This window comes from Parvularcula mediterranea (assembly GCF_013085255.1).
Classification (GTDB): domain Bacteria; phylum Pseudomonadota; class Alphaproteobacteria; order Caulobacterales; family Parvularculaceae; genus Parvularcula; species Parvularcula mediterranea.
Window position 1 is genome coordinate 1,079,424 of the sequence record NZ_JABFCX010000003.1, and the last position, 12,747, is coordinate 1,092,170.

Below are 12,747 nucleotides of genomic sequence, written 5' to 3' on the forward strand. Positions count from 1 at the left end.
CTACTTCTTCTTCGCCGCCATGCGTGCGGCGATCACCTGCTGCATCTCTTCGGATGTCAGGCGCTCCGCAAAGACGCGCAGCTCATGCTCTGTCCACGGAATGACCGTGTCGAGGTCTTCCTGCATGAGCTTCTTCGTGTCCCGCACCGACTGCGGCGGCAGCTCGCAAAGCTGCTCCGCCATGTGCTTCGCGCGGGCATAGGCCTCGCCGTCTTCGCAGGTGTCGGTGATCATGCCCCATTCGCGAGCTGTCATGGCGCCAATGACCTCAGAAGCGATCAGCATCCGCGCCGCACGCTGCCGACCAAACCTCCGGGTCAGGAGGATCGAGGCGCCTGCCTCCGGAACAGCACCGAGCTGGGTGAAGGGCATGTGAAACTTCGCGCTCTCGCCAGCGAAGATAAAGTCCGTGTGTAGCATCATCGTCGCGCCGATGCCGACGCACCAGCCCTCGACAGCGGCCACCACCGGCGTCGTCGACTTGAGCCCCGCTTCGATCAGGTCCAGCACCGAAGGCCTGTGGTTGGGATCAGCCTTCATTCCGACGACAGCGGCAAAAGACGAAAGATCGTTGCCGCTGGTAAAGCTGTCCCCTTCGCCCGACAGCATCAGCACACGGATGTCCTCGCTCTCGTCAGCTTCACGGAAAGCGTCCGCGAGCTTCGCGTACATCTCTTCGGTCATGGCGTTCTTCTTGTCCGCGCGGTTCATCCTGGCGTGCAGGATCGCTCCATCGCGCTCGACGATCACATGGTCGGTCATCGACAGCTCCTCCGTTTCCCGGCAATGAACCCGTGCAGCGGGAAGGGCGCAAGTGATGAAAGTCGTGATCGCGGAAACCGGCGTTCCGCCGAAGGAGCTCCCCGGCAGCTGGCCAAGCTACCCCGAGATGTTCCGCCGGATGTTCGAGGATATCGGCGCCGGGTTCACCTACGAGACCTACGACACCGATCACGTCGCTGTGCCTGAGCCTCAAGAGGGCGCAGCGCTCCTTGTCACCGGCTCACCCCGCGGCGTCTACGAGGATCATGCCTTTATCCCCCGGCTCGAGGAGAGCGTGCGCAAGTGGGCAGGGGCAGGCCGCCCTGTCGTCGGCATCTGCTTTGGTCACCAGCTTGTCGCCAGGGCTTTTGGCGCGAAGGTCGAGAAGTCAGAGCGCGGCTGGGGTGTGGGCGTCCATACCTATGAGGTCGTGGGCGACGCTCCTTGGGGCGAGGGTCCCCGCCGCTTCGCCTGCGCCGTCAGCCATCAGGACCAGGTCATGGGTCTCGCGGGCGGGCTCACCCGGATCGCAGGCTCGGCCTTCACCCCATATGGTTGTCTTGGCCATGAGGAGCTGCCGGTCCTGACCTTCCAGCCGCACCCGGAGTTCAGGCACGATTTCGCGTCCGCACTCATGGCGCTGCGCTCAGACCGGATCCCGGAGGAGAGGACCAGCCTTGCTCAGGCCAGCCTGAGGAACGAAAGCGACCGCATGGCGATCGCTTTGTGGATAAAAAACTTCATGGAAGCGCGGAACTGACTGACCGGATTTCCGGGTTTCCGCGAATCAGGCGTCGCTACTGCAGGTTGCAGTCCTTGCACATGCCGCGGATCTCGACCCGGATCAAGTCGGCCTGAAAGTCATATCCGTCGGTCGCGTCATGGGCGAGCTGATGCAGGGGCTCTGGCGCCTGCTCGATTTCCTCGACCTTGTCGCACTTACGGCAGATGAGGAACGTCTCAACCTCATGGGGCTTGCCGTGGCTGCACACCATGAAGGCACCGAGCCCGTCGAGCTTGTGCACAAGTCCCTGTTTCTGCAGGCGATCAAGCGCCCTATAAACGGTCATTGGAGCGCCGATGCCTTGGGCTTTCAGGCGCTCAAGCAGGTCATAGGCTTTGAGCGGGGACGCCGCCTCTTCAAGCGCTGTGAGCACGAGCCGGTCGTTCTTGGTCAGGCGGACGCGTCTGCCGTCGCCGCCAAACCCGTGATGCGTTGCCAGATTAGCCATGACCCGTGCCCTCTATAGACGCCCGGGAGATCCCCGAACGAATCGCCCTCTTCTTAGGAAAAGGTTGAACGAAAATATGGTGCCGCACAAGGTTAAGGCAGCGAGCACACCTTCAGGGAATATCCATGACATCGAAGATTCTCGTGACCGGCGGCGCCGGTTACATTGGCAGCCACACATCTTATGCGTGTCTGGACGAGGGGTTCGAGGTCGTCATTCTCGACGATCTTTCGACCGGCGTCGCCCATGCCATCTCTCCTGAAGCCCGCTTTATCGAAGGGGACGTGGCCGATCGCGAGCTGCTGGCGCGCATCTTCAAGGAAGAAAAGCCAGACGCGGTCCTCCACTTTGCCGGAAGGATCGTAGTGCCCGAGTCGGTTGAGAACCCGATCAAGTACTATCAGGAGAACACCTGCACCTCCCTCGGCCTGCTTCACGAAATGGTGAAGGCCGATATTGGTACCATTCTCTTCAGCTCGACGGCCGCGGTCTACGATCCTGACAATGGCGGCGACGCCCTCCCTGAGGATGCGCTCAAGGTGCCGCTCTCTCCCTACGGGCAATCGAAGCTGATGACCGAAGCGATGATCCGCGACATCGGCGTGGCCCACGGCCTTGGCGCAGGCATCCTGCGCTACTTCAACGTCGCGGGGGCGGACCCCAAGGGACGTGTTGGCCAGTCAACGCCCAACGCCACCCACCTTCTGAAGATCGCCAGTCAGGTCGCCACCGGTAAGCGTGAGTTCATGGAAGTCTATGGCGAGGATTACGAGACCCGGGACGGCACGTGCGTGCGCGATTACATCCACGTCTCCGACCTCGCCTCGGCCCATGTCGAGACCCTCAAGCATGTTCTCTCCGTGGGCGGACAGATCACGATGAACTGCGGCTATGGCCGCGGTGCGACGGTGAAAGAAGTCATCGCTGCCGCAGAGCGCGTGACCGGAAGCCCGATTGATGCCCGGCCCGCAGATCGAAGGGCAGGGGACGCGCCGAGCCTCGTCGCGGACGTCAGCCGTATTCGCGAAACCCTGCCCAGCTGGCAGCCCAAGCACGAAACGCTCGAGGAGATGGCCGAGACGGCCATTGCGTGGGAAGAAAAGCTGAAAACGCTCAACAGCGCCTGATCAGCCCTCGGACGGATCGGGCCGCTCGGTCGCAAAGCCGACGCGCGCCGCAGGCTTCTCGAGATCAGCGAGAGCCGTGTCATACTCTTCCCGGGTGATCACGTCCCTGTCGACGAGCCAGGCAAGGTTCGCCTTCCAATGCTCGTCGCTGTCCTCAGGGTGCCGAACAAAGTGCTTCCTGCGGACAACCTCGTTCCGCCGCGCTTCGAGGGTCCTGATGATCTCGTCGGCCTTCTCGTCATCCAGGAAGGTGAAGCGGATCAGCGGCCCGTGGAAGACGTGCAGCGTCAGGATTTTTCTCCGTAGCCAGAGGATCCTGCCTGCGCCGATTGCCAGCATGATCAGCGCGACGATCAGGTTCGACTGACCATTGTCCGCGCGCACCTCGTCGCCGCTGAAGATCGCGAACACGCTCCCCACAGCGAAGACCGCGCCCATGATCGCCACCAGCCATGAGACCCAGGCGACAGGTGCAGGGTCGGTGAGGAGCGACTTGTCGAAGGGAATGTCCGCATACTCGATGCGCAGGTCACTCGCCTCGCCCTCGATCTTGCTCTTGTAGCGAAAGCTCGCTTCACCCAGCTCGATCTCGACACGGTTGCCCTTTTTGGCCTGCTCGAAGCGCATGGTCAGAAGCCCACCTGCCGGTCAGCGCAGGCAGCCTCGACCTCGGCCATCGCGGTTTCGTATTCCTCGCGCGTGATCACCCCACGGTCGACGAGCCAGCTCAAGCGGCTGCGGTTTTCTTCTTCGCCCAGCTCCGGCTCCACCTTGAAGAGGTCCCGGCGCAGCTCGGCGTCCCTTCGTTCGGAGAGCGCTTTGTGGATCGCAGGGAAGTCGTCATCGTCGAGGAGCGCGAACTGAAAATGGTCGTTCGCGAAGACCTTGAACTTGCCGCCGCGACGCCTCAGCCAGACGAGCCTCGCGCCGCCAGCCACGGCGATCAGCGTACCAACCGTCAGCATCGCAATTCGGTCCCCAACAGTATCCTCGATCGGTGTCACGCCTGACAGCTCAAGCGCCGCAATCAGTGCCCACGCTCCGCCGAGGATGAGGCCGATCCAGCTTAGCCAAGCGGGACCCTTCACCATGGCTTCGTCATGGAAGTCGAAGGGCACCTGCCCATAATTGATCCGGCGGTCCGCCATCTGCTTGTCGATGACAGAGCGCAGGCGAAAGGAGGTCTCGCCCAACTCGATCTCGACACTGTTCCCGCGGGAGTTCTGTTTCAGCGTTTCCATGGGCGCTTATCCGGGCTTGACTCTAATTGTTTGGGTCCGCCTCTTCGTAGACGAAAGACCAATTGTCCCAAAGGTCTACCGTCCGAAGCTCGCCCTTCCGCTTCAGAGTGCCTATCCCCTCGAGAGTTTCAAGTGGATAGTCAAATGATGCGCACTCAGATCTTTTGATATAGCCCGCAAACGGAACATCAGGCCCATAGTCTATGACAAGCAACCGGTGCCGTTCATCACAGTCGGTCAGCACATCGTAGAAGCGCCACACGCCCCAGGTCCCAAACGTGTTCATGGGCAGGTTGTAGGTGGTGTAGGAGTAGCCCTGCCCATCAACCTGGAAGATCCCAAATCCGACGGACTTCGTGTAATCCTCAGGGAACTGAACATCTTCTTCCGGGGGAGCAGATTCGCCGCTGTCAAAACGCTCGAAGAAGGTCTCAAAGCCGCCTTTCCTGATCGCAAAATCCGCCCGTAGGGAGACGGCCTCGAATGCGCCAGTGTAGATCAGGATTGCGGCCAGCAAAGGCCCTAACGGCGCGAGCCTCGTCTTGAGCCGCTTTCCGCTCAAGACGGCAAGGGCACTCAGCATAAGGAACAACGCAATCGCAAGGAGGCCCCACGGCATCAGCGGCAGGTCAGGATTCTCGTCGAACAGCTGGTAGGCGTAAACCGGATACGGGTCCTCACCGAAAAGTTGGTGGAAGAGACCATCCTCAAACTCAAATTCCGGGATCAGCCTCACCCAGAACCACAAGAAACCACCGATGAGGCCCAGCCACCCGCCAAGCCTCAAGAGCCAACCCGCAGTGCCCCCGAGCTTGAACATTGTCGCTAGCCAGCCAGCGTGAACGGCTCGAGGCCGGAGAGCTTCATCGCGTGGTCACCCTCGGGCAGCTTGCGCGGCGCTACGCCTTGCACGGCATCAGCGAAGGCACGGATATGGGCAGGCGTCGTGCCGCAGCATCCCCCGATGATATTCAGCATACCGCTCTCCGCCCATTCGCGGATATGGGTTGTCATGCTCTCCGGGGTCTCGTCGTAGCCGCCAAACGCATTGGGAAGCCCTGCGTTCGGGTAGGCATGGACGAAGCCCTCCACGATATCCGACAGCTCGAGAACGTAAGGCCGCATCAGGTCCGGCCCCAGAGCGCAGTTGAGCCCCGTGGACAGGGGCTTCGCGTGGCGGACCGAGTGATAAAAGGCCGTGGCCGTCTGCCCACTGAGGGTTCTGCCAGACTGGTCCGTGATGGTCGCTGACAGCATGAGCGGCACGTCCTTGCCGACACTATCGAGATACTCGCCAATGCCGAAGATCGCCGCCTTGGCGTTCAGCGTATCAAAGATCGTCTCGATAAGGAGGATATCGCTGCCGCCTTCGACAAGCCCTTCGGCGGCTTCGCGATAGGCTTCGGCCAGCTCATCAAAGGTGACGTTCCGTGCGCCCGGGTCATCGACGTCAGGGCTGATCGACGCCGTCCTGTTGGTCGGCCCAATGGCACCAGCCACGAAACGCGGGCGCCCGTCTTTCTTCTCCGCGGCATCGGCTGCCTCGCGGGCCAGACGCGCACCTTCGACGTTCATCTCGCGCGCCAGGCCCTCCATGCCGTAGTCGGCCTGGGCAATCGTCGTGGAGCTGAACGTGTTCGTCTCGACGATGTCCGCACCCGCTTCGAGATAGGCATCATGCATCCCGCGGATCACGTCAGGGCGGGTCAGGTTCAGGAGGTCATTGTTCCCCTGAACGTCTTGGCCCCAATCCTTGAACCGCTCGCCGCGAAAGTCGGCTTCTTCCAGCTTATGCTCCTGGATCAGCGTCCCGGCGCCACCGTCAAGAACGAGAATGCGCTCACGCAATGCGCTGACAAGATCATCCGTACGGCTCATGATTTTTTCCTTCCGGGCAGGGTGAACCCGCGCCTGACTTTCGGCACGGGCGGATGGCCGAAGTTCTCGCCATCCTCCCAGGCCTTCACATTGTTTCCATGGGTAGGAAATCCGCCCTGATCCTTCAGCATCTTCGCAAGAGACATCAGGTTCCACGCCATGAATGTCGTGGTGCGGCGGGTAAAATCATTGTCGAGACCGACTCCGTCGTCGCCATAGCTCTTGCCCGGTCCGACCTCGCCGATCCAGCCACTTTCCGCCTGCGGAGGGATGGCATAGCCGATATGCTGCAGGGCCCAGAGGAGGCTCATCGACGCGTGCTTCACCCCGTCTTCATTGCCGGTGACCATGCAGCTGCCGACCTTGCCGTAGAAAACGTACTGGCCACGATCGTTTCGTTGCCCCGAGTGGGCGTAGAGGCGTTCGATGACGATCCGGCAGACCGAGCTCTCCTCGCCCAGCCAGAGGGGTGTCCCGAGCACCAGGATGTCTGCAGCCTGGATCTTCGGCCAGTAAAGCTCAGGCCAGGCATCCTCGTCCCAGCCCTCGCTCCTCATATCTGGGCTGACGCCAATGGCGATCGCGTCGTCGACAGGACGGAGGATTTCGGTCTCGACACCTTCCCCCTCCATTATCGCCATGGCATTCCGCATCAGGCGCTCTGTGTGCGATTCTCCCGGGGACCGTTTCAAGGTCGTGTTGAGGAACAGGGCCTTGAGCCCTGAGAAATCCGCCATCGCTCTCACGCCTTTCGCAAAGATCACCTTCTTTGAGGCATGTCCTGCTTGCCGTTCCATGGCGTTCACCGCAAGTTCACGGCTCCGTGAAAGGTTGGGCAGGCTATGGACGGATCTTCTTTCTCGCGCCTCTTTGGCGATATTCGCTTTTCACTGGCGAGCGTTCTCGCAGTGTGGATGTCGCTGAGTGTTCCGCTTGTGCTGATCGCAGGCGGTGTCGTCTTTATCGGCGGCGGATATGCGGAGGTCCTTGCGGTCGCTCTCGCAGCAGCGCTTTTCTCGGCAGCCGACATTTTCGGCCTCCTCCTGCAGGTCTCCGAAGAGGCCGAAGAGAAGGAAGAGCTGATCGACGAGATGCTCGCCCTGCCGATCCCGCGCATGGCCCGGATACTCTCCGGCCGCTACCTCTAGGCTTCCGGGTCGATCCTCTTGAGGAGCGCGAGCAGCGCGTCGTGCACCTTGTCTTGGGTCGGCTGGTCCTCGAGATAGAGGCAGTGCGTCGCTTCCTCGAGGCGCACCACTTGGCAGGTCGCCATCGTCCCTGTGCAGAGCTTCTCCGCAGGGCCGTTCCTGACGATCGTGTCTTTGCCAGCTGTCAGAAGCGCAACGGGCTTGGAATAGTCCCTGAGCTTCCGCGACCGCAGCATCTTCTCCCCTGACACCACCATGCCGAGGCCCCATTCATTGGTCGCCCCGCCCACCCGAAGCTCGGGGTTCAGCGTCTGGAGCGCCGTGTTCTTGAGGTTGCGCTCAGGCCGGTTGCCGCAATTCTCCCACTCATACTCTTTATGGGCGTCAGGGTTCCACTGCCCTCCGCCCGACAGATAGCGGGTCGCGTGGCCGGAGCGGATCTGGTCGCCGACCAGGAACTTCACCAGCCATTTGGGCCCTGCAAGGTTAGGCTCCACCGCCGGGACCAGCGGGAAGAGGCCATCCGCTTCCTCAGCGCCTCCGTCCGAGGCTGCGCGCAGCACCGCGTGACCGCCAAAGCTGTCGCCAGCCACGATCAGCGGACCGTCTGATTGGCGCACGTTTGCAAGGTGCTCCGTCGCTTGGTCAACCGCTCCTCCGTAGAAGGAGAAATCGCCCGTATAGGTCTTCTGGTAGTCGTCCGAGCGGCGCATCGAGCCGCCTTGTCCGGGCAGGTCGAGGCTCGCGACCTCGAATCCGAGCTCGTACCAGCGCGACAGGAAGTCTGAGGCCAGCTCGGGGCTCGAGGTATAGCCGGGAACGAACATGACCGTCGCGCGGGGGTTCTCCGGCGTGGCCAGCCCTACACGAAGGAACCCGTCCTCCGCGTAAGGAATAATGTCGAAGGACCAGCCTTCAGGAAGAGGTGTCTGGTCTTCCAGATAGGCGCGGGCTTCCGCCCGCTCCTCGTCGGTGATCTCGCGGGTCTGGTAGGGGGCCTCCGCGCCGCCGCAGGCTGCAATGGCGAGAAGGGCGGTCAGGCTCGCGAAACGCTTCACCTCTTACTCCGCAGCCGCTTCGGCAGCAGGCGTCACCGAGATCAACTCGATGTCGAAGACCAGCGCCTGGTTCGGGCCGATCACGTCGCCATTGCCGCGTGCGCCGTAGCTCAGCTCAGCGGGCATGTAGAAGCGGTAGGTGTCGCCCGGCTGCATGAGCTGCAGGCCCTGGTTCCAGCCCTCGATGACCCGGCCAAGCTCAAAGCTCGTCGGCTCGCCGCGGGAGTAGGAGCTGTCGAATTCCGTGCCGTCGGGCAGGGTGCCGCGATAGTGGACGGTGACCGTGTCGCCCATCGCGGGCGCGCCTTCGCTGCCGCCATCGGTGACAACTTCATAGACGAGGCCGGTCGGGGTGACTTCGGTCTCCGCGCGGGCGGCCTGGCTCAGGACAAAACGTCGCGACTTGGCACCGTTCACGGCCGCGAGGGCTGCGAACTGCTGTTGGGCGAGGGTCTGGAGACGCTGGGCCTCGGTGGTGAACTCCTCGATCTGAGCTTCGGTCTCTGATGCGAGACGGTCGAGCGCTGCGTCATCGTCAGCCGGATAGACGTCCAGCAGCTCGATATCGAAGATGGTCACCTCGTTCGGGCCAACCGGGCCGCCGGGCATGCCATTGGCGCCAAAGGCGAGCTCAGGCGGAAGGCCAGCACGGACCTTGCCGCCAACCTTCATGGCCTGAAGCGCTTCGGCCCAGCCGGGGAGCGTCTGCGCAGGGACCAGGATGACAGGCGATTCGTTCGACCAGCTCGATTCGAACGGCTCGTCGGAGCCTGCGACTGAAGCGGTGAAATGGATGCGGGCGAGGTCGTTCTCGCGCGGCGAAAGGCCGGTGCCTTCTTCGAGGGTCAGGATCACAAGGCCGCTCTCAGCCGTCGTTGCGCCTTCCTGGGCGGCGAGGGCCGTGAGGAATTCCTCGCCTGTGCCTTCCGGAACGGGCGTGTTCGCGAAGACCGCAGGGACCTCCATGCCGCCGCCGGTGCTGCTCGACGCAGCAGGAGCAGACGCACCAGCCGAAGAGCCAGTCTCGCCGGTGTCACCGCCGCCGCAGGCTGCCAGCGCGAGGGCAGACACGGCTGCACTGAGGAAAACAAACTGTTTCATAAATGTTCCTTTTGGGGTCTCGTCAGACGAATTCCGAAGCGCCTGCCTAAGGCCCGAACCCAGAAATGTCACGGGTTTGGCGAGAGGCTCCTTGGGTGCCTGCGGATTCAGTTAACGGGTGGTTAACGGCTGCCGAAATTGTCTCGTTGTGGAAGCCGCGCGAATCATCTTGAAAACTAGTTGTAGCCTTTCTGGCGGCTTCGACCCCAAGATATGGTGTCCGCCAAGGGCCAGCCACAAACCCGGTAATTCGAGAGGGAACGCCATGAGTCTGACGGAAAACGCCGCTGCCGAGCTCGCATCTGCGCAGGAAGCTGCCCAGGCCCAGCCGAAACCGGAGCTCCGCGTCGTTCCCCAGATCGTCACCGATCCGTCGCGTGACGCGCTCCTCACCGCCTTCGGCAAGAAGACGATGGACGACCGCTATCTCCTCGAAGGCGAAAGCTATCAGGACATGTTCGCCCGTGTCGCCAATGCCTATGCCGACGATCACGAGCATGCCCAGCGCATCTATGACTATGTCTCGCGCCTGTGGTTCATGCCGGCGACGCCTGTCCTCTCCAATGGCGGCGCCAAGCGTGGTCTTCCGATCTCCTGCTTCCTGAACAATGTCGATGACAGCCTCGAAGGCATTGTCGGCACCTGGAACGAGAATGTCTGGCTGGCATCCAACGGCGGCGGCATCGGCACCTATTGGGGCAATGTCCGCTCGATCGGTGAGACCGTGAAGGGCTCGGGCCAGACCTCCGGCATCATCCCCTTCATCCGCGTGATGGACAGCCTCACCCTCGCGATCAGCCAGGGCTCGCTTCGCCGCGGCTCGGCGGCGTGCTACCTCGACGTCCACCACCCGGAGATCGAGGAGTTCCTGGAGATCCGTAAGCCGTCCGGCGATTTCAACCGCCGCAGCCTGAACCTGCACCACGGCATCAACATCACCGACGACTTCATGGACGCTGTCCGCGAGGGCCGTTCCTTCGCGCTCAAGTCGCCCAAGACCGGCGAAGTCATGAAGAAGGTCGATGCCCGTGAGCTGTGGCAGAAGATCCTCGAGATCCGCCTTCAGACCGGTGAGCCCTACCTCATCTTCTCGGACACGGTGAACAACTCCATGCCGAAGCACCAGAAAGACCTCGGTCTCAAGGTGTCGACCTCGAACCTCTGTGCAGAGATCATGCTGCACACGGGCGAGGACCATCTGGGCAATGACCGCACGGCGGTCTGCTGCCTCTCCTCGCTCAACGCCGAGACCTATGACGAGTGGAAGGACGACGAGCTGTTCATCGAGGACGTCATGCGCTTCCTCGACAATGTGCTCGAGGACTTCATCCAGCGCGCACCGGACGACATGGCCAAGGCCAAATACTCCGCACAAAGAGAGCGCTCGGTGGGCCTCGGCCTCATGGGCTTCCACTCGATGCTCCAGAACAAGGGCATCCCGTTCGAAAGCGGCATGGCCAAGTCATGGAACATGCGCCTCTTCAAGCATATCCGTCAGCATGCGGACCGTGCCTCGGTCACGCTGGCCAAGGAAAAGGGCGCCTGCCTCGACGCAGAAGAGCGGGGCATCATGCAGCGTTTCAGCCACAAGCTGGCGATTGCTCCGACTGCGTCCATTTCGATCATCTGCGGCGGTACGTCGGCCTGCGTTGAGCCGATCCCGACCAACTACTACACCCACAAGACCCTCTCGGGCTCCTTCGCGGTGAAGAACCAGGCCCTCGAGAAACTGCTCGAGGAAAAGGGTCTCAACGACGACGACATTTGGGCCGGCATCCTCGAGCATGGCGGCTCGGTCCAGCATATCGACGCGCTGACCCAGGACGAGAAGGATGTCTTCAAGACCGCCTTCGAGCTCGACCAGCGCTGGGTCATCGAACTCGCCGCCGACCGCGCGCCGTTCATCTGCCAGTCCCAGTCGATCAACATCTTCCTCCCCGGCGACGTGGATAAGTGGGACCTCCACATGCTCCACTGGACCGCCTGGGAAAAAGGCGTGAAGTCCCTCTACTACTGCCGAAGCCAAAGCGTTCAGCGCACGGCCTATGCGGGTGGCAAGGAGAAGGAAGCGGCGTCTACGGACGGTTTCGTGATCGAGAAGACGGACTATGATGAGTGTCTTGCTTGTCAGTGAGGCGGACAGAAAAGCTTCAAAAAGGCGGCCAATCGGCCGCCTTTTTTGTGCGAATTCCCGCTCGCAGTGCGGTCGAAATTCGGCACTCAACCGGAGCGAGCTAAGCCGTTCACGATCGCGAGACTTAAGCGGAAATACCTCATAACTCACTTGAGGAAGCCCGAATTTCGATCTGTATCACCGAGGAAAGACACATCCAATTCGGGGGCACACTATGGCTATATACGAACTGAAATTTTCAGGTTCCTCTGCTTTCGAGGGACAAGAAATACTGAATGTTTACCCACGGGGCACCAGCGTTGTCGGAACCGTGCAGATCACGACGGATGCGACAGTCGAGAGTTCCTTCACGAGCGTAGACCGGCTGTCGGGTGAGGTCTTTAGAAGCTTTGAGACATACTCAGGGTTTCTAGTAGACGGCACCGTTGCTGTGGGTGAGGACATCTATGATGTCACGCTCGGCGGGCTGAGCATTGAGATCGATACGAACTACTTCAACCAAAATGTTCCTGATACGCTCAGCTTCGATTTCACTTTCGATGCGTTCAAGAACGGTATCGGCGCGCGCTGGAGCGTTAAGTTCGAAATGCCAACGACGCTCAGCGAGGTGAACCTCGAAGACGCTTTGGCTGAAGGCGATCTAGGTCCATTGCTCCCTGGTGGCTCGCCTTCTTTAAACGGCCTCTACGCAGGGGCGCAGGGCCCCAACCTGTTCACTGAGAATACCTCTTTCTCGCTGGACCGATTAAATGAGATGCCGCCTGCGAGCGAAGTGCCGCTGCCTGGGGCGGCTTTCCTCATCTTTCCAGCGCTGGTCGTAGCGTTCGCACGCAGCCGCTTGAAGGCCTGAGAAGCTTTCAAAGGCAAAACTCTTCGCGCCGTAGGGCGGAACGCGGTAGCGATCCGCCGTGGCTGGGCGCAACTCTTCCGTCGGCGGATCGTCTTCGACGTTCCGCCCTACGAGTGCTGAGCATGCCGCGCCGCCCATCCCCGAAAACGCTTTCGCGCAGTGAGTATCCTACGCCCGCCGTCGCCGTCTTCCCGGACGACGCGGAGCGGCGAGCCG

General features: G+C 61.6%; 13 protein-coding genes and 1 pseudogene. 5 read left to right on the forward strand and 9 right to left on the reverse strand.

The window, feature by feature from the left end:
* Window positions 1–762 carry an enoyl-CoA hydratase/isomerase family protein gene (locus HK107_RS14060; RefSeq protein ID WP_173200897.1) on the reverse strand — a complete coding sequence of 254 codons (762 nt, stop codon included), beginning with the start codon at window positions 760–762 and terminating at the stop codon, window positions 1–3.
* Window positions 763–817: 55 nt separating this feature from the next.
* Here HK107_RS14060 and HK107_RS14065 point away from each other — a divergent pair, with 55 nt between their 5' ends.
* Window positions 818–1,522, forward strand: coding sequence for a type 1 glutamine amidotransferase (locus HK107_RS14065; RefSeq protein WP_173200899.1), 705 nt, complete (start codon window positions 818–820; stop codon window positions 1,520–1,522).
* Between the two features lie 37 nt (window positions 1,523–1,559).
* Here HK107_RS14065 and HK107_RS14070 read toward each other — a convergent pair whose 3' ends face one another.
* Window positions 1,560–1,994: a Fur family transcriptional regulator gene (locus HK107_RS14070; protein ID WP_173200901.1), complete on the reverse strand. Its 435-nt coding sequence runs from the start codon at window positions 1,992–1,994 to the stop codon at window positions 1,560–1,562.
* A 125-nt stretch (window positions 1,995–2,119) separates the two neighbouring features.
* Between HK107_RS14070 and galE the strand changes: the two genes are divergently transcribed.
* Window positions 2,120–3,121, forward strand: coding sequence for a UDP-glucose 4-epimerase GalE (galE, locus tag HK107_RS14075; protein ID WP_173200903.1), 1,002 nt, complete (start codon window positions 2,120–2,122; stop codon window positions 3,119–3,121).
* Here galE and HK107_RS14080 read toward each other — a convergent pair whose 3' ends face one another.
* The 5 genes and pseudogenes from HK107_RS14080 to HK107_RS14100 all read right to left on the reverse strand — a co-directional run bounded on the left by HK107_RS14080 (window position 3,122) and on the right by HK107_RS14100 (window position 6,977).
* Entirely contained in the window at window positions 3,122–3,748 is a 627-nt protein-coding gene (locus HK107_RS14080; RefSeq protein WP_173200905.1) for a LapA family protein, read from the reverse strand.
* A gap of 2 nt (window positions 3,749–3,750) precedes the next feature.
* Entirely contained in the window at window positions 3,751–4,362 is a 612-nt protein-coding gene (locus tag HK107_RS14085; RefSeq protein WP_173200907.1) for a hypothetical protein, read from the reverse strand.
* Window positions 4,363–4,384: 22 nt separating this feature from the next.
* Window positions 4,385–5,182 (reverse strand): hypothetical protein, encoded by a 798-nt coding sequence (locus HK107_RS14090; protein WP_173200909.1) that lies wholly within the window; start codon window positions 5,180–5,182, stop codon window positions 4,385–4,387.
* 23 nt (window positions 5,183–5,205) lie between these two features.
* Window positions 5,206–6,240, reverse strand: a pseudogene (locus HK107_RS14095) (homocysteine S-methyltransferase family protein); the annotation flags it as partial.
* Window positions 6,237–6,977 carry a flavodoxin family protein gene (locus tag HK107_RS14100; RefSeq protein ID WP_173201538.1) on the reverse strand — a complete coding sequence of 247 codons (741 nt, stop codon included), beginning with the start codon at window positions 6,975–6,977 and terminating at the stop codon, window positions 6,237–6,239. The gene HK107_RS14100 and the pseudogene HK107_RS14095, both read right to left, overlap by 4 nt.
* A 105-nt stretch (window positions 6,978–7,082) precedes the next feature.
* Here HK107_RS14100 and HK107_RS14105 point away from each other — a divergent pair, with 105 nt between their 5' ends.
* Window positions 7,083–7,388, forward strand: a complete 306-nt coding sequence (locus HK107_RS14105) for a hypothetical protein (RefSeq protein ID WP_173200910.1) — start codon at window positions 7,083–7,085, stop codon at window positions 7,386–7,388.
* On the opposite strand, the gene HK107_RS14110 is transcribed toward HK107_RS14105, so the two are convergent.
* On the reverse strand, window positions 7,385–8,446 hold the full coding sequence (locus HK107_RS14110) for an alpha/beta hydrolase (protein ID WP_173200912.1): 1,062 nt from the start codon (window positions 8,444–8,446) through the stop codon (window positions 7,385–7,387). The two genes, HK107_RS14105 and HK107_RS14110, sit on opposite strands and share 4 nt — an antisense overlap.
* 3 nt (window positions 8,447–8,449) lie before the next feature.
* The gene (locus tag HK107_RS14115; protein WP_173200914.1) at window positions 8,450–9,547 is read right to left on the reverse strand and encodes an FKBP-type peptidyl-prolyl cis-trans isomerase; all 1,098 of its coding nucleotides are present in this window, start codon (window positions 9,545–9,547) and stop codon (window positions 8,450–8,452) included.
* Between the two features lie 265 nt (window positions 9,548–9,812).
* On the opposite strand from HK107_RS14115, the gene HK107_RS14120 reads away from it, so the two are divergent.
* Window positions 9,813–11,681, forward strand: a complete 1,869-nt coding sequence (locus HK107_RS14120) for a ribonucleoside-diphosphate reductase subunit alpha (RefSeq protein ID WP_173200916.1) — start codon at window positions 9,813–9,815, stop codon at window positions 11,679–11,681.
* 214 nt (window positions 11,682–11,895) lie between these two features.
* Window positions 11,896–12,531 carry a hypothetical protein gene (locus HK107_RS14125; RefSeq protein WP_173200918.1) on the forward strand — a complete coding sequence of 212 codons (636 nt, stop codon included), beginning with the start codon at window positions 11,896–11,898 and terminating at the stop codon, window positions 12,529–12,531.
* Window positions 12,532–12,747 lie beyond the last annotated feature (216 nt).